The 21627-nt window shown below is 75.4% G+C and carries 20 protein-coding genes; 8 read left to right on the plus strand and 12 right to left on the minus strand.

Going from position 1 to position 21627, the window contains the following annotated elements:
* Window positions 1–6 precede the first annotated feature (6 nt).
* Both ABD160_RS08200 and ABD160_RS08205 read left to right on the plus strand, forming a co-directional pair.
* Window positions 7–912, plus strand: a complete 906-nt coding sequence (locus ABD160_RS08200) for a LysR family transcriptional regulator (RefSeq protein ID WP_344020057.1) — start codon at window positions 7–9, stop codon at window positions 910–912.
* Window positions 913–968: 56 nt separating this feature from the next.
* On the plus strand, window positions 969–1733 hold the full coding sequence (locus ABD160_RS08205; protein WP_344020059.1) for a helical backbone metal receptor: 765 nt from the start codon (window positions 969–971) through the stop codon (window positions 1731–1733).
* A gap of 3 nt (window positions 1734–1736) precedes the next feature.
* On the opposite strand, the gene ABD160_RS08210 is transcribed toward ABD160_RS08205, so the two are convergent.
* Window positions 1737–2321: a TetR/AcrR family transcriptional regulator gene (locus tag ABD160_RS08210; protein ID WP_344020061.1), complete on the minus strand. Its 585-nt coding sequence runs from the start codon at window positions 2319–2321 to the stop codon at window positions 1737–1739.
* A gap of 56 nt (window positions 2322–2377) precedes the next feature.
* On the opposite strand from ABD160_RS08210, the gene ABD160_RS08215 reads away from it, so the two are divergent.
* Window positions 2378–4846, plus strand: a complete 2469-nt coding sequence (locus ABD160_RS08215; protein WP_344020063.1) for a glycoside hydrolase family 3 C-terminal domain-containing protein — start codon at window positions 2378–2380, stop codon at window positions 4844–4846.
* Between the two features lie 6 nt (window positions 4847–4852).
* On the opposite strand, the gene ABD160_RS08220 is transcribed toward ABD160_RS08215, so the two are convergent.
* A complete protein-coding gene (locus ABD160_RS08220) occupies window positions 4853–6400 on the minus strand; it encodes a GMC family oxidoreductase (RefSeq protein WP_344020065.1) in 1548 nt (515 codons plus the stop codon).
* On the minus strand, window positions 6397–7884 hold the full coding sequence (locus ABD160_RS08225; protein WP_344020067.1) for an aldehyde dehydrogenase family protein: 1488 nt from the start codon (window positions 7882–7884) through the stop codon (window positions 6397–6399). Before ABD160_RS08225 ends, ABD160_RS08220 begins: the two co-directional genes overlap by 4 nt.
* A gap of 141 nt (window positions 7885–8025) precedes the next feature.
* On the opposite strand from ABD160_RS08225, the gene ABD160_RS08230 reads away from it, so the two are divergent.
* Window positions 8026–8787, plus strand: a complete 762-nt coding sequence (locus ABD160_RS08230; protein WP_344020069.1) for an IclR family transcriptional regulator — start codon at window positions 8026–8028, stop codon at window positions 8785–8787.
* Here the strand turns inward: ABD160_RS08230 and ABD160_RS08235 are convergent.
* Window positions 8784–9230: an SRPBCC family protein gene (locus ABD160_RS08235; protein WP_344020071.1), complete on the minus strand. Its 447-nt coding sequence runs from the start codon at window positions 9228–9230 to the stop codon at window positions 8784–8786. The two genes, ABD160_RS08230 and ABD160_RS08235, sit on opposite strands and share 4 nt — an antisense overlap.
* A gap of 213 nt (window positions 9231–9443) precedes the next feature.
* On the opposite strand from ABD160_RS08235, the gene ABD160_RS08240 reads away from it, so the two are divergent.
* The 3 genes from ABD160_RS08240 to ABD160_RS08250 all read left to right on the plus strand — a co-directional run bounded on the left by ABD160_RS08240 (window position 9444) and on the right by ABD160_RS08250 (window position 12160).
* Window positions 9444–9749 carry a hypothetical protein gene (locus ABD160_RS08240; RefSeq protein ID WP_344020073.1) on the plus strand — a complete coding sequence of 102 codons (306 nt, stop codon included), beginning with the start codon at window positions 9444–9446 and terminating at the stop codon, window positions 9747–9749.
* A 4-nt stretch (window positions 9750–9753) separates the two neighbouring features.
* Window positions 9754–11355 (plus strand): alpha/beta hydrolase, encoded by a 1602-nt coding sequence (locus ABD160_RS08245; RefSeq protein WP_344020075.1) that lies wholly within the window; start codon window positions 9754–9756, stop codon window positions 11353–11355.
* 160 nt (window positions 11356–11515) lie between these two features.
* A complete protein-coding gene (locus tag ABD160_RS08250; RefSeq protein WP_344020077.1) occupies window positions 11516–12160 on the plus strand; it encodes a TetR/AcrR family transcriptional regulator in 645 nt (214 codons plus the stop codon).
* 75 nt (window positions 12161–12235) lie between these two features.
* Here the strand turns inward: ABD160_RS08250 and ABD160_RS08255 are convergent, their stop codons facing one another.
* The 8 genes from ABD160_RS08255 to ABD160_RS08290 all read right to left on the minus strand — a co-directional run bounded on the left by ABD160_RS08255 (window position 12236) and on the right by ABD160_RS08290 (window position 20817).
* Window positions 12236–12439 carry a cold-shock protein gene (locus tag ABD160_RS08255; protein WP_344020079.1) on the minus strand — a complete coding sequence of 68 codons (204 nt, stop codon included), beginning with the start codon at window positions 12437–12439 and terminating at the stop codon, window positions 12236–12238.
* Between the two features lie 139 nt (window positions 12440–12578).
* Window positions 12579–12884: a hypothetical protein gene (locus tag ABD160_RS08260; RefSeq protein ID WP_344020081.1), complete on the minus strand. Its 306-nt coding sequence runs from the start codon at window positions 12882–12884 to the stop codon at window positions 12579–12581.
* Window positions 12885–12892: 8 nt separating this feature from the next.
* Entirely contained in the window at window positions 12893–14560 is a 1668-nt protein-coding gene (locus ABD160_RS08265; RefSeq protein ID WP_344020083.1) for a sigma-54-dependent Fis family transcriptional regulator, read from the minus strand.
* 97 nt (window positions 14561–14657) lie between these two features.
* Window positions 14658–15824 (minus strand): LLM class flavin-dependent oxidoreductase, encoded by a 1167-nt coding sequence (locus tag ABD160_RS08270; RefSeq protein ID WP_344020085.1) that lies wholly within the window; start codon window positions 15822–15824, stop codon window positions 14658–14660.
* Window positions 15825–15958: 134 nt separating this feature from the next.
* The gene (locus tag ABD160_RS08275) at window positions 15959–17227 is read right to left on the minus strand and encodes an alpha-hydroxy-acid oxidizing protein (protein WP_344020087.1); all 1269 of its coding nucleotides are present in this window, start codon (window positions 17225–17227) and stop codon (window positions 15959–15961) included.
* Window positions 17228–17258: 31 nt separating this feature from the next.
* Complete coding sequence (locus ABD160_RS08280) at window positions 17259–18500, minus strand: cytochrome P450 family protein (RefSeq protein WP_344020089.1); 1242 nt, start codon at window positions 18498–18500, stop codon at window positions 17259–17261.
* 121 nt (window positions 18501–18621) lie between these two features.
* The gene (locus tag ABD160_RS08285; protein ID WP_344020091.1) at window positions 18622–19584 is read right to left on the minus strand and encodes an arsenic resistance protein; all 963 of its coding nucleotides are present in this window, start codon (window positions 19582–19584) and stop codon (window positions 18622–18624) included.
* Window positions 19585–19602: 18 nt separating this feature from the next.
* On the minus strand, window positions 19603–20817 hold the full coding sequence (locus ABD160_RS08290) for an MFS transporter (protein ID WP_344020093.1): 1215 nt from the start codon (window positions 20815–20817) through the stop codon (window positions 19603–19605).
* Between the two features lie 146 nt (window positions 20818–20963).
* Between ABD160_RS08290 and ABD160_RS08295 the strand changes: the two genes are divergently transcribed.
* On the plus strand, window positions 20964–21542 hold the full coding sequence (locus ABD160_RS08295) for an AAA family ATPase (protein ID WP_344020095.1): 579 nt from the start codon (window positions 20964–20966) through the stop codon (window positions 21540–21542).
* Window positions 21543–21627 lie beyond the last annotated feature (85 nt).

The raw sequence follows: 21627 nt of genomic DNA on the forward strand, positions 1-21627 counted from the left end.
GCAGATGTGCATGAGTCTCTGGCGCCCGCGCTGCACCGCTTCGTCGCCGTCGCGCAGGACGGGCACCTCACCCGGGCCGCCGAGCGGATCGGCGTGCCGCAGCCGACGCTGTCCCGCTCGATCGCCCGGCTGGAGGACGAGCTGGGCGTCGCGCTGTTCCGCCGCGTCGGCCGCGGCCTGCGGCTCACCCCGGCCGGCCGGACGCTGCAGGCCAGGGCGGAGGCGGCGCTGGCCGAGCTGGCGGCGGCCACCGCCCAGCTGGCCGGCGACGCGGACCCGGTCACCGGGCTGGTCACCTTCGGCTTCCTCGGCACGCTCGGCCCCGAGGTGGTGCCCCGGATCCTGCGCGGCTTCCGCGACGCGCACCCGGCGATCCGGATCGATCTCGTCCAGACCCTGCACACCGCGCTGCTCGACCGGGTCCGCGACGGCACCGTCGATCTGGCCCTGACCTCGCCGATGCCGGACGAGCCGGGCCTGGTCGCGACCGCGCTGGCCGAGGAGGAGCTGCGGCTCGCGGTGCCGTCCGGGCACCGCCTGGCGAACGGGCCGGGCGCCGATCTCGCCGAGGTGGCGGGCGAGCCGTTCCTGCAGTTCGCCCGCGGCTACGGGCTGCACGGCATCGTCCGCGCCTGGTGCGAGCAGGCCGGGTTCCGGCCCCGGGTGGCGTTCGAGGGCGGCGAGACGGCGACCCTGCGCGGGCTGGTCGGGGCCGGGCTCGGGGTGGCGCTGCTGCCGCTCGGGCCGGACGTCCCCGGCGTCGTCCAGCTGCCGGTGCGCGCCCCCCGCACCGTCCGCACGCTCGGGATGGTGCACGCCGCGGGCGGCCGCCGGACCGCACCGGTCCGCGACCTGTGCGACTTCGTCGCCGAGCACGGTCCGGGGCTGCTGGGCCACACCGACCCCCGGTGACCCGGAGCGGGTCCTCGGCGTCGGCGGCACCGGGCCCCGGAGGCTACCGTCGGAGGATGACCCCGGTGATCGACGACGAGGGCCGCACGGTGCCCGTCCCCGGCGAGGTGCGGCGGGTGGTCTCGCTGGTCCCGTCACTGACCGAGGCGGTGGAGGCCACCGCCCCCGGCCTGGTGGTCGGTGCGACCGACTGGTGCACCCATCCGGAGGGGCTGGCCGCCGAGCGGGTGCGCGGCACGAAGAACCCGGACGTCGAGCGGGTCCTCGCGCTCGCCCCCGATCTGGTGCTCGCCAACCAGGAGGAGAACCGGCTGCCCGACCTGGACGCGCTGCGCGCCGCCGGCGCGGCCGTGTACGTCACCGACATCCGCGACGTGGACGGCGGGCTGGTCTCGCTCGGCCGGATGCTCGACGCCTGCCGGCTGACCGAGCCGGCCTGGCTGCGCGAGGCCCGCGAGCTGTGGGCCGCGGTCCGGCCCGCCTCGCCGCGGCGCCGGGTGGTCGTCCCGATCTGGCGCAGGCCGTGGATGGCGGTCGGCTCGGACACCTTCACCGGCGCCGTGCTGGACCGGCTCGGGTTCGACAACGTGCTGGCCGGCTCCGCCGAGCGCTACCCGCGCATCGACCCGGCCGAGCTGCCCCCGCACGATCTCGTGGTGCTGCCCGACGAGCCGTACCTGTTCACCGCCGACGACGGCCCGGAGGCGTTCACCGCGCCGTCCGCCCTGGTCAGCGGGCGGCTGCTGACCTGGTACGGGCCCAGCCTGGTGGAGGCGGCGCGGGAGCTGCCCGGTGCGCTGGGGGCGCAGGCCCGCACCTGAGGCTCACCGGTCCAGCAGGGCGCGCGCCAGTGCCCGCAGGTCGTCGGCCATGTCGATGCCCGCCGCCCCGGCCGGCCCGCGGTCGAGCAGCCACTGGATCTGCAGGCCGTCGGCGGCGGCGACCAGCAGCCGGGCCACCCGGTCCGGGGTGAGCTCGGCCCCGGCGCGCTCCGGTGCCGCGGCGCGCTCCGCGATCCCGGCCGCCAGCTCGGACCGCAGCCGGGCGTAGCGCGCGGTGAACCAGTCGTGCGCGGCGTGCCCCGGGTCGGTCGCCTCGGCCGACGTCACGGCGAACAGCCGCACCAGGTCGGGCTCCGTCGCGTTGTCCCGCACCGTCTCCAGCAGCCGTCCGAGGTCACCGGCGGGGCCGGGCGTCCGCTCGTCGCGGGCCGCGAGCACCGCCGCGAGCAGCGCCTGCTTGGAGCCGAAGTAGTGGAACAGGGTCGGCTCGGTGACGCCGACGCGGCGCGCGATCTCCCGGGTCGAGGACCCGTGGAAGCCGCCCTCGGTGAACACCTCCAGCGCGGTGGCCAGGATCTGCGCCCGCCGCTGCTCGCCCTTGGCGTACCGCCCCCGCGCCGTCGTCACGGCGCGACGCTACCAATTTCTAGTGACACTCGGGATTCATCGGTACCGTCCATCCCATGGCCGACGTCGACGAGGACCTGCTGACCACCCTGATCGACACGCTCGACCTGGAACGCAAGGTCGCGCTGCTCACCGGCGCCGGCTTCTGGTCGACCCGGGCCGAACCGCTGATCGGGCTGCGCGCCATGGTGCTCTCCGACGGCCCGTCCGGCGTGCGCGGCACCAGTTTCGACGAGCGCGACCCGTCGCTGTCGCTGCCGTCGTCGTCGGCGCTGGGGGCGACCTGGGACCCGGCCGCCGCCCGCCGCTACGGCCTGGCGCTGGGCGCCGAGGCCCGCCGCAAGGGCGCCGACGTGCTGCTCGGCCCGACCGTCAACCTGCACCGCAGCCCGTACGGCGGACGGCACTTCGAGGCGCTGTCCGAGGACCCGCTGCTGACCGGGGAGCTCGCCGCCGCCTACGTGGCGGGGGTGCAGGCGCACGGCGTCGCCGCCACCCCGAAGCACTACGTCGGCAACGACGCCGAGACCGAGCGGTTCACCGTCGACAACCGGATCGGCGACCGCGCCCTGCACGAGGTGTACCTGGCGGCGTTCGAGCCGGCCGTCGTCCGGGCCGGCGCCTGGCTGGTGATGTCGGCCTACAACGCCGTCAACGGCCCGACGATGAGCGAGAACCCGCTGCTCGCCGAGCCGCTCACCGGCGAGTGGGGGTTCGACGGCGTGGTCGTGTCGGACTGGGGCGCGGTGCGGACCACCGAGCCGTCGGCGCGCGCCGAGCAGCACCTGGTGATGCCCGGCCCGGCCGGGGTGTGGGGCGCGGCGCTGGTCGACGCGGTACGCGACGGACGGGTCGACGGGTCCGTCGTGGACGACAAGGTGCGCAGGCTGCTGCGGCTCGCGGCCCGGGTCGGCGCGCTCGACCCGGCCGGCCGTCCGGCCGGCTGCGGTGCGCCGGGGGGCCCGCCCGGCGCACCGGGCGCGACGGCGGCACCGGACGCCGGACCGGGCACCCCGGATCCCGCCGCGGCCCGCGAGCTGGCCGCGGCGGGCACCGTGCTGCTGCGGAACACCGGCGAGCTGCCGTGGTCCCCCGGCGGGCCGGCGTCGGTCGCGGTGCTCGGGCACAACGCGGTGCTCGCCCGCACCCAGGGCGGCGGGAGCGCGACGGTGCGGCCGGCCGGCGTCGTCACCCCGCTGGACGGGCTGCGCGACGCGCTCGGTGCGGACCGGGTGACCCACCGGCTGGGCGCGCGCGTCGCCGAGGGCGTCCAGCCGTTCGCACCGGGGACGATGACCAACCCGGTCACCGGCGGTCCCGGGCTGCGCGCGGTGTTCCGGGACGCCGGCGGCGCCGCGCTGCGCGCCGAGGACCGCACCGGCGCCTCGCTGATCTGGATGGGCGCCGAGATCCCGGACGGCACCGACCACCTGGAGATCTCGCTGCGCTGGGCGGCCCCCGCCGGGACGCACCGGATCGGCGCCGCCGCCGTCGGCCGGATCATCCTCGACGCGGACGGCCGCCGGGTGCTCGACGCCGACGGCGTGCTGACCGGCGACCACGGCCCGGGCGCCGCGATCTTCGAGGCGCCGTCGGTGAGCGCGGAGGTCGGCACCGACGGGCCGGTGGACCTGGTGCTGCGCTTCCGGCCGTCCGGGTTCGAGGCCGGGCTGCCGCTGGCCGCGCTGGTCGTCGGCGAGGAGATCGTCGTCGCCGATCCGGCGGCCGAGATCGCCGCGGCGGCCGCGCTCGCCGCGGGGTCCGAGGCGGCCGTCGTGGTGGTCGGCACCAGCGACCGGATCGAGAGCGAGGGCTTCGACCGCGGCACGCTCGCCCTGCCCGGGCACCAGGACGCGCTGGTCCGGGCGGTGGCCGCGGCGAACCCGCGCACCGTCGTCGTGGTGAACGCCGGCGCCCCGGTGCTGCTGCCCTGGCGGGACGAGGTGGCCGCGGTGCTCGTCGGCTGGTTCGGCGGGGAACGGTTCGGCGAGGCGCTGGCCGACGTGCTGCTCGGCGTCCGCGAGCCGGGCGGGCGGCTGCCGACCACCTGGCCGTCGACCGGGACCGAACGCTCGGTGCTGCCGGTGACGCCCGCCGACGGCGCCCTGCACTACACCGAGGGCATCCACGTCGGGCACCGGAACTGGCTGCGGCACGGGGAGACCCCGGCGTACCCGTTCGGGCACGGCCTGGGCTACACCGGCTGGCGGCTGGACGGCGCGCGGCTCGCCGCCGACGGCGCGATCGAGGTGGCGCTGACCAACACCGGTGACCGGCCCGGCCGGCAGGTCGTGCAGGCCTACCTGTCCCGCCCGGACAGCGCCGTCGAGCGGCCGGTCCGGTGGCTGGCCGGCTGGGCCGTCGTCGACGCCGGTCCCGGCCCGGCGACCGCCCGGATCCGGCTCGCACCGGGCGCGCTGCGGCACCGGGACGGCGACCGCTGGGTCACCGAGCCCGGTGCCTTCACGCTGGACGTCGGGTTCTCCGTCACCGACCTGCGCGCCCGGCTGCGGGTGCCCGCCTGACCCGGCTCACGCCCGGAGCAGGTCGGCGCACTTCTCCCCGATCATCATCGTGGTGATGTTCGGGTTGATCGCCGGCAGGAACGGCATCGCCGAGGCGTCCGCGACCCGCAGGTTCCGCACGCCGCGCACCCGCAGCTGCGGGTCGAGCACGGCGTCCGGGTCGCCGTCGACACCCATCCTCGCCGTGCACGCCGGGTGGTAGACGGTGTTGTGGGTCTTGGAGATGTAGTCGGCCAGCTCGTCGTCGGTGACGGCGTCCGGGCCGGGTGCCAGCTCCGCGGCGATCCACTCCTTGAGCACGGGCTGCTCGGCGATCCGCCGGGCCAGCCGGATGCCCTCGGTCATGATCCGCATGTCGTGGCCGTCCGGGTCGGTGAAGTACCGCGGATCGACGCGCGCCCGGTCCCGGAAGTCCCGGGTGCGCAGCCGCACCGTGCCGCGGGACCGGCCGCGGGTGACGTTCGGGGTCAGGCAGAACCCGTTGTCGGTGGTCGGGTAGCCCCAGCGCAGCGTGTTCATGTCGAACGGCACCGAGCCGTAGTGCATCATCAGGTCCGGCCGGTCCAGCCGCGGGTCGGTGCGGTGGAACAGGCCGATCTCCCACCACTGGGTGGACTCGGTGACCATCGGCCGGGCCGCGTCCCAGAAGACCAGGCCCTCCACGTGGTCGTCCAGGTTGGACCCGACGCCCGGCGCGTCCACCCGCACGTCGATGCCGAACTCGCGCAGGTGCCCGGCCGGCCCGATGCCGGAGAGCATGAGCAGCTTCGGGGTGTCGATCGCGCCCGCCGAGAGGACCACCTCGCGATCGGCGTGCACCGTCTCCCGGCCGGGCCCGATCCCGCGCTGGTACTCGACGCCGGTCGCCCGGTCGCCGTCGAACAGCACCTGGGACGCCCAGCAGTCGGTCCGGACCTCCAGGTTCGGCCGCGAGTCCAGGATCGGGTGCAGGTAGGACGCCGACGACGAGGCCCGCGTCCCGTCCGGGAAGGAGTTGATCTGGAAGTAGCCGGCGCCGTCGGTGACCGTGCTGCCCTCGTTGAACCGCACCGTCGGCATGCCGACCGCGGCGGCGGCCTCCAGCACGGCGTTGCCGCAGGGATCGTGCGGCGGGATCTGCATGAGGTTGACCGGGCCGGAGCGGCCGTGGCCCGACCACTCGCCGTCGTTGGTCTCGAGGCGGGCGATCAGCGGCCAGCACTCGTCGGCCGACCAGCCGGTGAGCCCGGACGCGGCCCACTCGTCGAGGTCCTCGCGCGGCGTCCAGAACGCGATGCACGAGTTGTGCGACGAGCAGCCGCCGAGCACCTTCGCGCGGGCGTGCCGCATGTGCGAGTTGCCGCGCTCCTGCGGCTCGACCGGGTAGTCCCAGTCGTAGCCGGAGTCGAGCAGGTTCATCCAGTCGGCGAGCCGCAGGACGGCCTGGTCGCCGACGTCGGACGGGCCGGCCTCCAGCAGCAGCACCCGGGTCGACGGGTCCTCGGACAGTCGCGCGGCGACCGCGCAGCCCGCCGAGCCGCCGCCGACGACGACGTAGTCGAAGCGGTCGCTCACTTCTGCTCCCCCTCGGTGCTCCCGGCGAACCAGCGCTGCGGCTCCGGCGCGGTGTTGTGCCAGACGTGCTTGATCTCCTGGTACTCGGCCAGCCCGGTCGGGCCCAGCTCGCGGCCGTTGCCGGAGCGGCCCATGCCGCCCCACTCCGCACCCGGGAAGTACGGGTGGAAGTCGTTGATCCAGACGGTGCCGTGGCGCAGCGCGTTCGCGACCCGGTTGGCCCGCCCCATGTCCTGGGTGAACACGGCGCCGGCCAGGCCGTACTCGGTGTCGTTGCCGAGCCGGATCGCCTCCTCCTCGGTGCTGAAGCGCTCCACGGTCAGCAGCGGCCCGAAGGTCTCCTCCTTGATCAGCCGGGAGCCCGGGGCCAGGTCGGTGATCACGGTCGGCAGGTAGAAGTAGCCGTCCTTGAGCTCCGGGGCGTCCGGCCGGGCGCCGCCGCAGCGGATCGTGGCGCCCTCGGCGCGGGCGGCCGCGACGAAGTCCTCGATCTTGGCCAGGTGCGCGGCGGAGACCAGCGGGCCGACCTCGACGCCGTCGGCGAGCCCGTTGCCCAGCCGGATCCGCCGGGCCCGGCGGACGATCTCGTCGACCACGGCGTCCGCGATCAGGTCCTCGATGATCAGCCGGGCTCCGGCCGAGCAGACCTGCCCGGAGTGCAGGAACACCGCGAGCATCGCGTAGTCCACGGCCAGCTCGAAGTCGGTGTCGGCGAAGACGATGTTCGGGTTCTTCCCGCCGAGCTCGACGGCGGTGCGCTTCACCGTCTCCGCCGACGCCCGGATGATCGCCCGGCCGGTGTTCAGCCCGCCGGTGAACGACACCATGTCGACGTCGTCGTGCTCGGTCAGCGGGGCGCCCACCGACGGGCCGTCGCCGAGCACGATGTTGACGACGCCGGGCGGGATCCCGGCCTCGGCGCACAGCTCGACCAGCTTCACCGACGTCAGCGGGGTCACCTCGCTGGGCTTGATCACCATCGTGTTCCCGGCGGCGATCGCCGGGGCGACCTTCCAGGACAGCTGCAGCAGCGGGTAGTTCCACGGCGTGATCAGCGCGCAGACGCCGACCGGCTCGTGCACGATCCGGGACACCACGGTGGCGCTGCCGGTGTCCACGATCCGCCCGGCGTCCTTGTCGGCCAGTCCGGCGTAGTAGCGGAAGACGGCGGTGACGTCGTCGACGTCCTGCCTGCCCTCGGCGATCGTCTTCCCGGTGTCCAGGGTCTCGGTGCGGGCGATCTCCTCCCGGTCGCGGACCAGCAGGTCCGCGATCGTGGCGAGGATCGCGCCGCGCTCGGCGGTGGACGTGGCGCGCCACGGCCCGGTGTCGAACGCGCGGCGGGCGGCGGCGACCGCCCGGTCGACGTCGTCCGGCCCGGCCTGGTCGACCTCGGTCACGGTGGACGCGTCGTACGGGTTGATCACCGGAGCGGTCCCGGCGGAGCCGCCGGTCCAGGTTCCGTCAATGTAGAGGCTCGGCACGGGGGGCAGCGTTCACCTGCGGATGAGCGAACGCAAGCCGGGGTCGGAACCGGATGACCATCCTCACCGGCCGGGTGGGGGTCACGCTTTCCCGGGCCGTCCGGGCGGGCGTCCCGGCGGCCGCGCGGTTAGGGTTGCGCCATGGGCAACCCGGTGCGGAGTCGCGAGTCCGGGGTGCAGTCCGTCGACCGCGCGATCACCGTCCTGGAGCTCATCGCCGGGCTCGGCGAGGCCGGGGTCAGCGAGCTCGCCGCTGCGCTCGAGGTGCACAAGTCAACGGCGTTCCGGCTGCTCGGGGCGCTGGAGGAGCACGGCCTGGTCGAGCAGATCGGGGACCGCGGCAAGTACCGCCTGGGATTCGGCCTGATCCCGCTGGCCGGCCGGGTCGCCGAACGGCTGGAGGTCACCACCCAGGGCCGCCCGGTGTGCGACGAGCTGGCGGCCCGGCTCGGCGAGACGGTGAACATCGCGATCCCGGACCGCGGCTTCGCGGTCAACGTCGACCAGGCGCGCGGCCCGGCGATGGTCACGACCTACAACTGGCTCGGCCGGATCACCCCGATGCACAACACCTCCAGCGGCAAGGTGCTGCTCGCGGCCGCCGTCGCCGACGACCCGACGGCGCTGCCCGAGGAGGTCCGGCCGGCCGACCGGAACGCGCTGTCCCGGGAGCTCGCCGAGGTCACCGCGGCCGGCTACGCGTGGTCGCTGGAGGAGCTGGAGACCGGGCTGAACGCGGTCGCCGCGCCGGTGCGCGACCACAGCGGGAGCGTCGTGGCGGCGCTGTCGGTGTCCGGGCCGTCGTACCGGCTCCCGGTCGAGCGGATCGAGGAGATCACCCCGGAGGTGGTCGCCGCCGGGCGTGAGATCAGCCGCCGGATGGGGTTCTGGGAGCCGGTCTAGAGCCGCTCGAGCACCGTCGGGAGGTTGCGCTCGATCTCGTCGCCGAGCCGCTCGAACTCCCGGCGCAGGAACGGCACGGCCAGCTTGAGCAGGCCCTTGAAGCGCAGGTCCGCCGTGTAGGTGACGACGCTGCCGCCGTCCGGTGCCGGATCGGTGGGCTCCGCGACGATGTCCACGGTCGCGGTGACCGTGCTGTTCTCCCCGACGAACTCCAGCCGGGAGTCGCTGCGGCCGGCCAGCGTGTAGGTCAGCTCGGTCTCCCGGCCGTTGTACACCGCGACCGCCTGCCAGGTGGACCCGACGTCGATCGGGCCGCCGTCGTCGGACCGGGTGCACGCCTTGGTACCGGGGTTCCAGGTCTCGCTGTGCCCGAGATCGGCCAGGTAACCGAGCACGGCACCGGCTGGGGTGGACACCGTCATCACCCGCTGGAAGCCGACCACGTCGCTCCTCTCACCCCGACTCGGACGGCGAAGATGGTCTCACGTCGCGGAACCTTGATCGAGAGTGCCGCCCGGTGCCTGCTCGGCGATCGCGGGCGCGACCCGGTTCCGGCGTTCCGCCGCGCCGACGGGGCCGTCCGGCGCACACTGCGGAACCTCAGCGGGTCGTACCGGACGCCCGCGCCGCGCCCGGGAGGCCGACCGGTGGTACCGATGGACCCGACCGTCACGACCGTCACGACCGGGACGGTGTGCGTCGAGCCCGACCTGCTGATCGCCTCCGCGGAGCGGCTGACCGTGCTCGCCGACGCGCTGGCCGACGCCGCCGCCGCGGTGCCCGCGCTGCCGGCGGATCCCGGTTTCGGCTCCGGCACCGCGGCCGCCGAGCTGGAGGCCGACCTGCTCGACGCCGTCCGCGGGCACGCCGAGCGGGCCCGGCACACCGCCGGGGCGGTGCGCGCCGCCGCCGCGGGCTGGCGCGAGGCCGACGAGTCCGCCGCCGCGTCGTTCGCCGGCTGATCCGGTGCCGACGCTCACCGAACTGCTGGCCGCCGATCCCGGGGCCTGGCTGCGCCGCAGCCGCTCCTGGGACGCGCTCGCCGACCGGCTCGCGGCCCGCGCCGACGATCTCGGCCGGGCCGGGACCGCCGCGCTGCCCGGCCGCTGGGCCGGCGCGGACGCCGATCGCGCCCGCGAGCAGCAGGACGCGCTGCGCAGCAGGCTGGTCGCCGGCTCCGCGGTCGCCACCCGGGCCGGCGACGTGCTGGGCAGGCACGCCGGCGAGGTGCTCGCCGCGCAGCGCCGGATCGTGGTGGCCGCGCTGGCGGTGCATCCGCTGCTCGACGTCGATCTCGGCTCCGGCACGGTCTCGGTGCCGTCGGTGGTGCGCGGTGCCGCGACCGCGCTGCCGGCCGGGGTGGCCGCGACGGCCGGGCTGCTCATGGTGGAGAGCCTGCGGTTCGGCGCCGCGGTGCGGGCGGCGCTGGCCGACGCGGCCCGCTCGGACGCCGTCGCCACCGCCGCGCTGCACGCGCTGCGCCCGGCGCCCGGCGGCGCACCGGCCGTCGCGCCCGCCGGGGTGGGTGCCGCCCGCGCCTGGTGGACCGGCCTGCCCGACGGCGAGCGCGACCGGCTCACCCGGACCCGGCCGGAGCTGGTCGGCGGCACCGACGGGATCCCCCCGGCGGCCCGGGACCGGGCCAACCGGATCCGGCTGGACGCCGAGCGCAGCAGGCTCCGGGCGCACGCCGACCGGCTGCGGCTGCTCGGCGACGACCGCGGGGCGGCCCGCGCGGAGGCCGACCTGGCCGGGCTGGCGGCGGTGCACCACAGGCTGGCCGCGGGCGACGCGCTGCTCCTCGATCTCGCAGGCGGCACCGGGAACGGGCAGGTGGTGCTGGCCGTCGGCGACCCGGAGCGGGCCGCGCACGTCGTCACGCACGTGCCGGGCACCGGGGCGGGCTGGGCCTCGGCCGGGGAGGACCTGCGCCGGATCGACGCCACCCGGGACGCGGCCCGCGCCGCCGGACCGGACGGCGAGGTGGCCGCGGTGCTGTGGACCGGCTACCGCACCCCGGCCGACCTGATGGCCGCCACCGACCCGCGGGAGGCCGGCCGGGCCGCCGCGGACCTGCGCCGGTTCCAGGAGGGGCTGCGCTCCGGGCACGACGGGCCGGTGCACCTGACCGCCGTCGGGCACTCGTACGGCTCGCTGGTGCTGGGCCGGGCCGCCGGGCCCGGGATCGCGGTGGACGACGTGGTGTTCGTCGGCAGCCCCGGGGTCGGGGCCGGGAAGGCCGGCGAGCTCGGGGTGCCGGACGGCCGGGTCTGGGCGACGACCGCGGCCAACGACCCGATCCGGCTGGCTCCCGGCCCCGAGCTGTTCGGCACCTCGCGCGGGTTCGGACCGACCGGGTCGGTGCACGGCGCGGACCCGGCCGGCCCCGGCTTCGGCGCGACGGTCTTCGAGTCGGCACCGGGGCCGCTGGGCCGGAGCCTGCACGACGACCCTGCGACACCGACCGACGAGTCGGAATGGGCGTCCGCGCACAGCGCCTACTGGGATCCGGGGACGCCGGCTCTGCACACCATCGGGCGGATCGTCGCGGGCACTGCGAGGGGATGACGCTGAGTGATCGACACGGCGCTCTCAGGGACGCCGATCCGTCCGTCCGGCCGAATGAGCGACCGCTCAAGGAACCAGTAATGGCGCAGGTCACAGATAGTCGTCAGATAGACGGCGACTACCCTCCCACCGGACCGGGCACGGGCAGTAGCATGCGGACGTGACCGAGACCGAGAGCAGACCGGCGCGGCGCACCGGACGCCCCCCGTTGACCGACCGGGCCACGCTGCTCGCAGCCGCCCGTGAGCTCGGCTTCTCCGACCTGACGGTCGGCGCGGTGACCGCCCGGGTCGGCGTCAAGTACTCCACGTTCTACCGGCACTTCCCCAGCCTGGAGTCGCTGGTGGCCGCGCTGGTCGACGACGTCGTGACCGAGGACGTCTTCCCGGACGCGGAGGGCCGCTGGCAGGAGCAGCTGCTCGCGTTCGCCGCGGCGACCTTCGACATCATGGCCGCGCATCCCGGCCTCGCACCGGCGATGGTCCGGCTGCCCGAGGCGCCCGAGGCGCTGATGTCGGTGATGCAGCGGCTCACCGACCGGCTGCTCGCCGCCGGGCTCAGCGCGGAGGACGCGGTACTGGCCGCCAGCACCGTGTTCCAGATGGGCATGCACCCCTGGCTCAGCGCGAACGGTCAGGGCGTGGGCGACGTGCGGCGCCGCGACCAGGTGATCGAGTCGACGCAGCCGTTCGACCCGCAGATCCGCGCGGTCTTCCGCGACCAGATCGACGACCCGCCCCGCAGCTGGACGCTGCGCCGGACCGAGCTGTTCATCGCCGGGCTCGAGACCCGGCTCGCCGACTGACCGACCCTCCGACACGGGAACGCCCGGGGTGCGCGATGCACCCCGGGCGTTTCCGTCGGTGGGAGGTTCTCCCGCTCAGGTGGGCACGACCTGGTCCGCCTGCGGACCCTTCTGCCCCTGCGTGACCTCGAAGGTCACGGCCTGCCCCTCGTCGAGGGTGCGGTATCCGGAGGACTGGATCGCGCTGAAGTGGACGAACAGGTCCTGCCCGCCTCCGTCCGGCGTGATGAACCCGTACCCCTTCTCCGCGTTGAACCACTTGACGGTTCCCTGTGGCATCCGGATGTCTCCTCGCGTCTTGCCGGTACCTACGAGGTGGACCCTAGCCGCCAACACGCCCGAGGGGCACCGGGCGAGAGCATCAAACTCGGGCGCGTCGCGGAGCGATGTCCGCTTCGTCCTGATCTTGACCTGGATGTCAGCCGATCTCCACGTGCGCGCGCACCATCGCACCGTCGTCGGTCAGCCAGCCCTTCCGGTCGGCGTAGGCCAGCATCCCGGCGAAGCCCTCCGCCCAGTCCGCGCCGACCCGGCCCTCGGCCATCCTGCGGACCGCGTCGACCCGGACCAGGACGTCGTCGCCGTCGGGCCGGCCCACCTCGTGCCCGGCCAGCGCCGCGGCCAGCGCGTCCGGGCTCATGCCGGCCGGCCGGACCACGTGGAAGGCGGTGAACACCTCCGGCTCGGCCAGCCGGACGTCGGACTCGGTGACTTCTACGAACACGGGACTCCTCAGAGGCGGTAGCTGCGGATCTTGGCGTAGAGCGCGGTCCGGGAGATCCCCAGCTCGCGGGCGGCGGTCGACTTGTTGCCCCCGTGCGCGCCGAGCACGGTGCGGATCACCTGCGCCTCGGCCCGTTCGAGCGGGGTCAGCGCACGGCGGGCGGCGGCGGCGCGGATCCCGTCCGGCAGCGCGGCGGCGGGCAGCACCGGCCCGGGATCCTCGGCGACGGCGTCCCGGACCGCCCTGGCGAGCTCGGCGAGGTTGCCGGGCCAGTCGTGCCGGCGCAGCGCGGCGAGCGCGTCCGGCGCGAACGACAGGCCCTCGCCGTGCCGGCGCAGCAGCGTGCGGGCCAGTACGGCGATGTCGTCGGGCCTGCTGCGCAGCGACGGCAGCGTGACGGTGCCCGCGCCGATCGCGTCGAGCAGCAGGGCCGCGGCCGGGCCGGGCGGCTCACCGTCGGCGACGGTGGCGGTCAGCCCGACCGGTGACCGGCCGGCGAGCACCGCGGCGACCACGCGTGCCGCGGCCTCGTCGAGCAGCTCGACGTGCCGCAGCAGCACCGCGCCGTCGGCGAGCGCGGCCCGCAGCCGCCCGATCCAGGCCGCCGTCCCGTCGACGGCGTGCGTGGCGGCGTCCAGCACGGTGTGCGGGCCGAGCGCGCCGGCCAGCACGGTCGCCTTCCCGGTCCCGCTCCCGCCGCGCACGACGACCGGGCCGGTGCCGATCAGCCGGGCGGCGCGGGTGGCCGCGGCCGACCACGGATCGGCCTCCGGTGCGGGGCGGCGGCGCGGCCCGGGGACCGCGGCGTCGGGCTCCCGGCCGGCCACGGTCAGCAGGGCGCCCGCCGTGGTGCCGCCGGAGCGCACCAGGCGCACCCGGGCGGTGAGGTCGGCGGGCAGCTCGATCGAGGTCCCGTCCACCACGTCGCTGTGCGGTGAGCGGAGCTCGTCCCAGACGTCGAGCCGGTCCAGGCCGATGTCGGCCGCCTCCGAGTTGGTGATCAGGACGCCGTCGCCGACCACCGCGACCGGGCCGCTCCCCCGGCGCTGCTCGGCCAGGAAGGCGTCGAGCAGCAGCCGCTCGCGGACGCTCGCCTGGTCGAGCAGGGCGGCCCGGATCTCCTCGACCAGCTTGCGCACCACCACGGCGAGCAGGTGGTTCGCGTCGCCCGCCCGGCAGGTCACGTTGACCGCGCCGACGGTGCGCCGGGTGACCGGGTGCCGGACCGGGGCGGCGACGCAGGTGACGTCGTGGAAGCGCTGCACGTAGTGCTCGGTGCCGTGCACGACGGCGAGCGTGCCGGTCTCCAGCGCGGTGCCGAGGCCGTTGGTGCCGACGTACTCCTCGCCGAAGCAGAAGCCCTCGATCACCGACAGCTCGTCGAGGGTGCCGCGCAGCATCGGCTCGGACACCCAGCGCCAGATCACGCTGCCGTGCTCGTCGGACAGCGCCAGGCAGGACCGGTCACCGACCAGCAGCCCGGCCATCCCGGTCATGATCGGGACGGCGACCCGGGCGAACGGCGAGTCCGCATCGGTCTCGACGTAGGGGACGTCGACGTACTCCGGATCGACGCCGCTGAACCGGGAGCGGCGCCAGGACGTGAGGAGGTCGCCGCGCAGCTCCCGCGGTTCCTCGCCGGACTGGAACAGCTCCCAGACGCTCCTGGTCGTCATCGACCCTCCCTTCACCGCTGATCCTCACCCGTACACCGCCGGGACGCCAGGGCCGGGCCCCTCGGCGGAGGGCCCGGCCCCGGCGCGGGGAGGCCGGTCAGCTCCCGGCCTTCTCCTGCTCGTAGCGCTTGGTCATGATGTCGACGGCGTCGAGCTGGGTCTTCGCGTGCTGCTCACGCGTCGAGGTGGCCCGGTCCTTCGCGGCGAGGGTGCCGGCGGCCTGGCCCTGGAACTCCGGCATCACGTGCTGGGCGATCAGCTCGTAGGACCGCTTGGTGGCCTCCGGGTTCGCCCACTCGTGACCCAGCAGGAGGAAGGCCCCGAAGCCGCCGGACTGGTCGACGAGCTTCTGCACCTGCGCCTTCGCGTCCTCGACCGTGCCGATCGCGCCGATCCCGGCCTCGTTGATGAAGTCGATCATCTCCTTGATGTCGCCGCCCTCGACCGCCATCTGCGGGAACGCGGCGACCTTCTGGAAGTACCGGAACCAGTGCTCGATCCCGTACTCGACCTCCCGGTACGCCTGCTCGCGGGTCTCGGCGATGTGCATCAGCCCGACCAGACGCCACTTCGACCGGTCCGGGGCCGGCTGCCCGAAGTGCGCGGCCCGCTCCTCCACCACGCTCCAGTGGTGGGCGAGCGCGTCGAAGCCGTCCTGGGTGAGGGTCGCACCGATCGAGAGCAGCCCGACGCCGTGCTGCCCGGCCATCCGCGGGCCGGTCGGCGAGGCGACCGCCGCGACCGCGACGTCGAAGCACGGCTGGGTGTAGGGGGCGAGCTGCAGCTGGGCGTCGATCAGCGTGTGCGTGCGGGTCTCGGCGTTGACGACCTCGCCGCGCAGCAGCCGCATGATGATGTCGAGGTTCACCTCGAGCAGCTCGCGGGTGTCGGTCGGGTTCAGCCCGATCATCGCCGAGTCGGTGGGCAGCGAGCCGGGCCCGCAGCCGAGCATCGCGCGGCCGCGGGTGAGGTGGTCGAGCATCACCATGCGGTCGGCCACCCAGAGCGGGTTGTGGTACGAGATCGAGGTGACGCCGGTGCCCAGCCTGATTTTGCGGGTCCGCTCGGCGGCGGCCGCGATGAAGATCTCCGGCGACGCGATGATCTCCGAGCCGGCCGAGTGGTGCTCGCCGAACCACGCCTCGTCGTAGCCGAGCCGGTCCAGGTGCTCGACCAGCTCGAGATCGCGCTGCAGGGCGAGCGTCGGGTTCTGACCGGGCTGGTGGAACGGGGCCAGGAACGAGCCGAATCGGATTCGGGTCACGGGGGTCCTCCTGAGGAGCTCTCGGGTGCGGCCGTGATCCCGACCGCGCTGTCCGGAGCCTCAGGATGACCCCGGTCACTCCCGCCGAGGTGTACGAAAAGTTGACACCGGGGCGACGGCGCGCGACGCCGCCGTCACCTGCCGCGCTCGCGGATCTCGATCCCGGCCGGTGTCGTCGCACCGGCGAGCCCGCACACCAGGTCCAGCTCGGCGACCACGTTCGCGATCACCTGCGCGACGCCGCGGGCGCCGTCGAGTGCCAGGCCGTGCACGAACGGCCGCCCGAGCAGCACCGCGCGGGCGCCGAGCCGCACCGCGGTCGCGACGTCCGCGCCGGTCCGCACCCCGCTGTCGAGCAGCACCGGCGCGCGGTCCGCGACCGCGCCGACGACGCCGGGCAGCGCGTCCAGCGAGGCGATCGCGTGATCGACCTGCCGCCCGCCGTGGTTGGACACGATCACCCCGTCGGCGCCGGAGTCGAGTGCGCGGCGGGCGTCGTCGGGGTGCAGGACGCCCTTGACCAGGATCGGCAGCCGGGTGCGTGCGCGCAGCCCGGCCAGGTCGTCCCAGGACAGCCGGGGCCGCGAGTAGACCTGCAGGAACGTCTCGACCGCCGCCCGCGGGACCGGTGAGCGCAGGTTCTCCCAGAACCGGCCGGGCGCGTTGCGGGTGATCTCGAGGAGCGTCCGCACGGCCTGCGGGGTGACCTTCGGCGCCGGCCCGGACCGGGGCCTCGACAGCCGCTCCTGCACCAGCCCGCGGAACACCGGATCGGAGGTGTACTGGGCGATGCCGATCCCGCGGGCGAACGGCAGGTGCCCCAGGTCGAGATCGCGCGGCCGCCAGCCGAGCATCGTGGTGTCCAGGGTGACGACGACGGCCTCGCAGCCGGCCGCCTCGGCCCGGCCCAGGAAGCTGTCGACGAGCTCGTCGGAGGTCGACCAGTACAGCTGGAACCAGGTGGGGCCGCCGCCGGCCCGGACGATCTCCTCGGTCGGCGTCCCGGCCTGGTTGCTGATCACCATCGGGACGCCCGCCGCGGCCGCGCCCGCGGCGACCGCCCGGTCGGCGCCGCGCCGGACCAGGTCGAGCGCGCCGATCGGGGCGAGCAGCAGCGGGGCGGGCAGCGTGCGGCCGAACAGCTCGACCGACAGGTCCCGGTCGCCGACGTCGCGCAGCACCCGCGGCACGATCTCCCGGCGGGTGAACGCCTCCCGGTTCGCGCGCACCGTCGTCCCGCCACCCGCGCCGCCGGTGACGTAGGCGTCGGCGCGCCGGCTCATCGCCCGCCGGCCGCGGCGTTCCAGCTCGTCCGGGCCGGTGGGGACGCGGGACCGGATGCCGACGACGCCGTCGGAGTAGATCCGTTCCTGCCGCGCCCGTCCCGGTGCCTGCTCCGCCATGTGGCCCCTCCCGCTGATCCGGACGCCCACGTTACGGTCCGGCGGCGGCCGGGGCGCCGAGCCGGACCGGGAGCCGGGTGCGGCCGTGGATGAGCGTGCTGATCCGGTGCGGACCGGGTGCGCCGGCCGGCGCGAGATCCGGGAAGCGGGACAGCAGGGTGCGGAACGCGATCTCGCCCTCCAGCCGGGCCAGCGGGGCGCCGAGGCAGTGGTGGATGCCGAAGCCGAAGGCCAGGTGGCCGGACGGGTCGCGGCCGACGTCGAGCCGGTCGGCGTCCGGCCAGCGGTCCGGGTCGCGGTTCGCCCCGATCAGCGAGACGAGCACGAACGCCTCCGCCGGGATCGTCGTGCCGGAGTACTCGACCGGCTCGGTGGTGAACCGGAAGGTCGCCAGGTTGACCGGCCCGTCGTAGCGCAGCAGCTCCTCGACGGCGGCGGGCACCCGGTCCGGCTCGGCCCGCAGCAGGGCCAGCTGGTCCGGGGCGCGCAGCAGCGCGAGCACCCCGTTGCCGATCAGGTTGACCGTCGTCTCGTGCCCGGCGACCAGCAGCAGGAACGCCATCGCCGTGGTCTCGCCGGGGCTCAGCGAGTCGCCGTCCTCGGCGGCGCGGACGATCTCCGACAGCATGTCGTCGGCGGGGTGCGCCGCCTTGTCCGCGACCAGCTCGGCGAGGTAGGCGGCGGTCGCCGCGCCCGCGGCGGCGCGCTCGTCGTCCCCGGCGTCGGAGAGCAGGGTGTTCGACCAGCCGCGGAACTCGTCCCGGCGGTCCTCGGGGACGCCGAGGATCTCGCAGATGACGGTCATCGGCAGCGGATAGGCGAACTCGTCGAGCAGGTCGACCTCGGGGCCGGCGGCCGCCATCGAGTCGGCGAGCCCGGCGGCGATCTGCTCGATCCGCGGCCGCAGCCGGGCGATCGCGCGCCCGGTGAACGCCCGGCCGACCAGCCGGCGCAGCCGGGTGTGGTCCGGCGGGTCGGCGTTGAGCATGTGCCCGACCAGCGACTCGGCGATCGCCCGGGCGGGCGGGCCGGACTCCTGGCGGCTCAGCAGCTCGGGGATCCGGCGGGCGTCCTTGGCCAGCCGCGGGTCGTTGAGCGCGGCCCGGGCGTCGGCGTAGCGGGTGATCATCCAGAACGGCAGGCCGTTCGGGCCGACCGCCCGGGCGACCGGCCGCTCGGCGCGCAGCTCGCGGTAGAGCCGGTCCGGGTCCTCGAAGAAGGTCTCGTCGAGCACCAGCGGCTCGCCGGCGTCGGTCTCGGTGGCGTGTGTCATCTCGGTCCCCCCGGCTGTCGCGGCGGACCGCCGGCGCGGGCCGCACCCCCGAGCGTGGCACAGCGCGCGGCGCGCGTCCTGCGGGTTCGGCGCGCGGGTCCGGCGCGGGCCGTGCGGGGGTTCAGCGACCGACGGCGGCCGGGCGCACCCGGACCAGCTGGGCGATCAGCGCCAGCACCGGCAGCTCCAGCAGCGGCCCGACGACCAGCGCGACCGCGATCAGCGGCCGGTCCGGGAACGCGGCGACCGCGACCGCCAGCGCGATCGGCGAGTTCCGCGCGGTGGTCACCATCGTGAGGGTGACCCGCTGGTCGGCGGGCAGCCGCAGCAGCCGGGCGGCGCCGGTCGCGAGCAGCGGAAGCAGCACGAAGAAGACCGCCAGCGGCGCGAGCAGGGCGAGCAGGTCGCCGGCGTGCGCGACGACGGTGCGCGCCTGCCAGGCGAACATCGCCAGCACCGCCAGGTACAGCATCGGCAGCACCAGCCGGGACGCCGGCGCGACCACCGTCCGGTCCCGCCAGGCGGCGCCCCGGCGGCGGGTGGCGAGCACCCGCAGTCCGGTCGCCAGCAGCAGCGGGACGACGAGCACCAGCAGCACCGACTCGGCCAGCGTGCCGGCGTCGACCATCGCCGCCTGCCCGCCGAGCAGCAGCACGTACACCGGCAGCAGCGCGAGCTGCAGCACCAGGTTCACCGGGAGCAGCGCCGCGGCGATCCCGGTGTGCCCGCGGGCCATCGCGGTGAAGATCAGGTACCAGTCGGTGCACGGGGTCACCAGGAGCAGCAGCAGGCCGATCCGCAGGTCCGGCTGGTCCCCGAGCAGCCCGGCGCCGAGCGCCCAGGCCAGCAGCGGGGTGACCACGAAGTTGAGCAGCAGGCTGACCGCGACCACCGATCCGGCCCGGCGCACCTCCCCGACGTGGCCGGCGTCCATCTGCACGAAGACGGCGGTGACCATGACCAGCAGCGCGGGCAGCACGACGTGCCCGGCGACGTCGCCGACCGGGAGCAGCAGGCCCAGCCCGAGCCCGGCCAGCGCGGCGAGCGTGACCAGCACGCTCTGCAGCCGCTCGGCGAGTGACACCGGTTGCTACTCCTCTGGTCAGCGGGGCGGGTGGCGCTGCGGGACGGTCCCGAGGGCCAGTCCGGCGGCGAGCAGGGCGGCGGCGCCGAGCAGCACGAAGACCTGAGGGTAACCGCCGAGCGGTCCGGCGAGCGCCGAGCCGGCCCACGGCGAGACCGCGACGGCGACCATCACCGGCGCCGACGCGATCCCGTTGAGCCGTCCGTAGACCCGCGGGCGCCAGCGGTCCGCCAGCGCGGTGGCCTGCAGCAGGGTGAACATCCCGCGGGCGGCGCCGGCGAGCACCGCCGCGGCGACGAGCGCCCAGGCCGGGCCGGGCAGGGCGGCGAGCAGGACGGTCGTCGCGGCCAGCGCGGCCATCAGCCAGGACGTCCGGCCGCGGACGCCGCTGCGCCGCGCCAGCAGCGGGTAGCCGAGGCGGCCCAGCACCTGCCCCAGGCCGCCGAGGCCCAGCGCCCAGGCCGCGAGCCCGGTGGACAGGTCGCGATCGAGCAGCAGCGGGACCTGGTTGACCGCGACCGCGAACGAGGTGAAGGCGCCCAGCGTCACCGTGACCGTGGTCAGCACGAACGCCCTGCTGCGCAGGATCCGGGACGGGTCGTCGTCGGGCGGGGCGACGGCGGCGCCGGCCGGCGCGGGATCGGCGACCGGATCGGGCCACCGCCCGCGCAGCCCGAACAGGTGCGCCGGGACGCACACCGCGGCCAGGATCGCGGCCAGCACCAGGTAGCTGCCGCGCCAGCCGAACGGCTCCAGCAGCGCCGCGGACAGCGGGGCGAACACGGTGCTGGCCAGCCCGGCGACCAGGGTGAGCCCGGTCAGCGCACGCACCCGGTCCGGGCCCCACCAGCGGGTCAGCGCCGCGAACGCGGGCGGGTACAGCGTCGCGGCCTGGGCGACCCCGGCGAGCAGCCAGGCGGCGACAAAGGCCGGGTACGACCCGGCGGTGGCGATCAGCGCCACCGCGGGGACGGCGACGGCCGAGCCGGCGGTCATCACCCAGCGGGGGCCGTGCCGGTCCAGCAGCCGCCCGACCGGGATCCCGACCGCCGCCGACACGAGCAGGCCGGCGGAGAACGCCGCGGTGACCGCCGGGACCGACCAGCCGGTGTCCGCGGCGATCGACGGTGCGAGCACCGGGAAGGCGTAGTACAGCACCCCCCAGCTGGTGATCTCGGTGACGCACAGGACCAGCAGCACGCGTCGTCGCCCGCGCCGGGACAGCCCGTCCATCCGGGTCACGATGCCCGGGTGGCGCACGGGCCGCACGACCGGCACCGATCCCGCGCCGAGATGCGGCTCAGCGCGCCGTTCCGCGCCTCGACGCCCCGTGTGCTGCATCTCGGCGGTCGCGGAGTGGCGGCCGATAGGCTCCGCCGGTGCTCGGGTACGACGCGCCGCTGCCGCACCGGCCGCGCCGGGTCGCCGTCGCCGGGGTGTCGGGATCGGGCAAGACCACCCTCGCGGCCCGGATCGCGGCACTCACCGGTGGACCGCACACCGACATCGACGGGCTCTTCCACGGCCCGGGTTGGACGCCGCGGGAGTCGTTCCTCGACGACGTCCGCGCCCTGCTGGCCGGTGACGCCTGGACCACGGAGTGGCAGTACCGGACCGCACGGCCGCTGATCGCACAGCGCGCGGACCTGATGGTGTGGCTCGACCTGCCGTTCTGGACGACGACGTTCCCGCGGGTCGTGCGCCGGACCCTGCGCCGCCGACGGCATCGCACCGTGCTGTGGAACGGGAATGTCGAGCCGCCGTTGCGGACGCTGTTCACCGATTCCGAGCACATTCTCCGGTGGGCCGTCTCGACCCGGGGGAAATACACCGACCAGGTCCCGGGGGTGGCCCGGGAGCTGCCGTCGCTCACCGTCGTCCGCCTGCGTTCGGCGGGCCAGGTGGAAGGGTGGGTCGACGGCCCGCTCCGGAATGCGGTGAATGGGCACCGGGAATGAACCCGTGAATGCGCGGACGCCCCACCTCGGGTGAGGTGGGGCGTCCACCGATCCGGAGGCAACTTCCCGGGACGAAAGGATCCGG

It is taken from the genome of Pseudonocardia kongjuensis, assembly GCF_039526905.1.
GTDB classification, from domain to species: domain Bacteria; phylum Actinomycetota; class Actinomycetes; order Mycobacteriales; family Pseudonocardiaceae; genus Pseudonocardia; species Pseudonocardia kongjuensis.

Excerpts from the sequence above, each read along its gene's own strand:
- ABD160_RS08290 (WP_344020093.1), bottom strand. The coding sequence starts at position 20,817 with ATGGACGGGCTGTCCCGGCGCGGGCGACGACGCGTGCTGCTGGTCCTG.
- ABD160_RS08240 (WP_344020073.1), top strand. The coding sequence starts at position 9,444 with ATGGACCCGACCGTCACGACCGTCACGACCGGGACGGTGTGCGTCGAG.
- ABD160_RS08230 (WP_344020069.1), top strand. The coding sequence starts at position 8,026 with ATGGGCAACCCGGTGCGGAGTCGCGAGTCCGGGGTGCAGTCCGTCGAC.
- ABD160_RS08255 (WP_344020079.1), bottom strand. The coding sequence starts at position 12,439 with ATGCCACAGGGAACCGTCAAGTGGTTCAACGCGGAGAAGGGGTACGGG.
- ABD160_RS08205 (WP_344020059.1), top strand. The coding sequence starts at position 969 with ATGACCCCGGTGATCGACGACGAGGGCCGCACGGTGCCCGTCCCCGGC.
- ABD160_RS08215 (WP_344020063.1), top strand. The coding sequence starts at position 2,378 with ATGGCCGACGTCGACGAGGACCTGCTGACCACCCTGATCGACACGCTC.
- ABD160_RS08265 (WP_344020083.1), bottom strand. The coding sequence starts at position 14,560 with ATGACGACCAGGAGCGTCTGGGAGCTGTTCCAGTCCGGCGAGGAACCG.
- ABD160_RS08280 (WP_344020089.1), bottom strand. The coding sequence starts at position 18,500 with ATGACACACGCCACCGAGACCGACGCCGGCGAGCCGCTGGTGCTCGAC.
- ABD160_RS08275 (WP_344020087.1), bottom strand. The coding sequence starts at position 17,227 with ATGGCGGAGCAGGCACCGGGACGGGCGCGGCAGGAACGGATCTACTCC.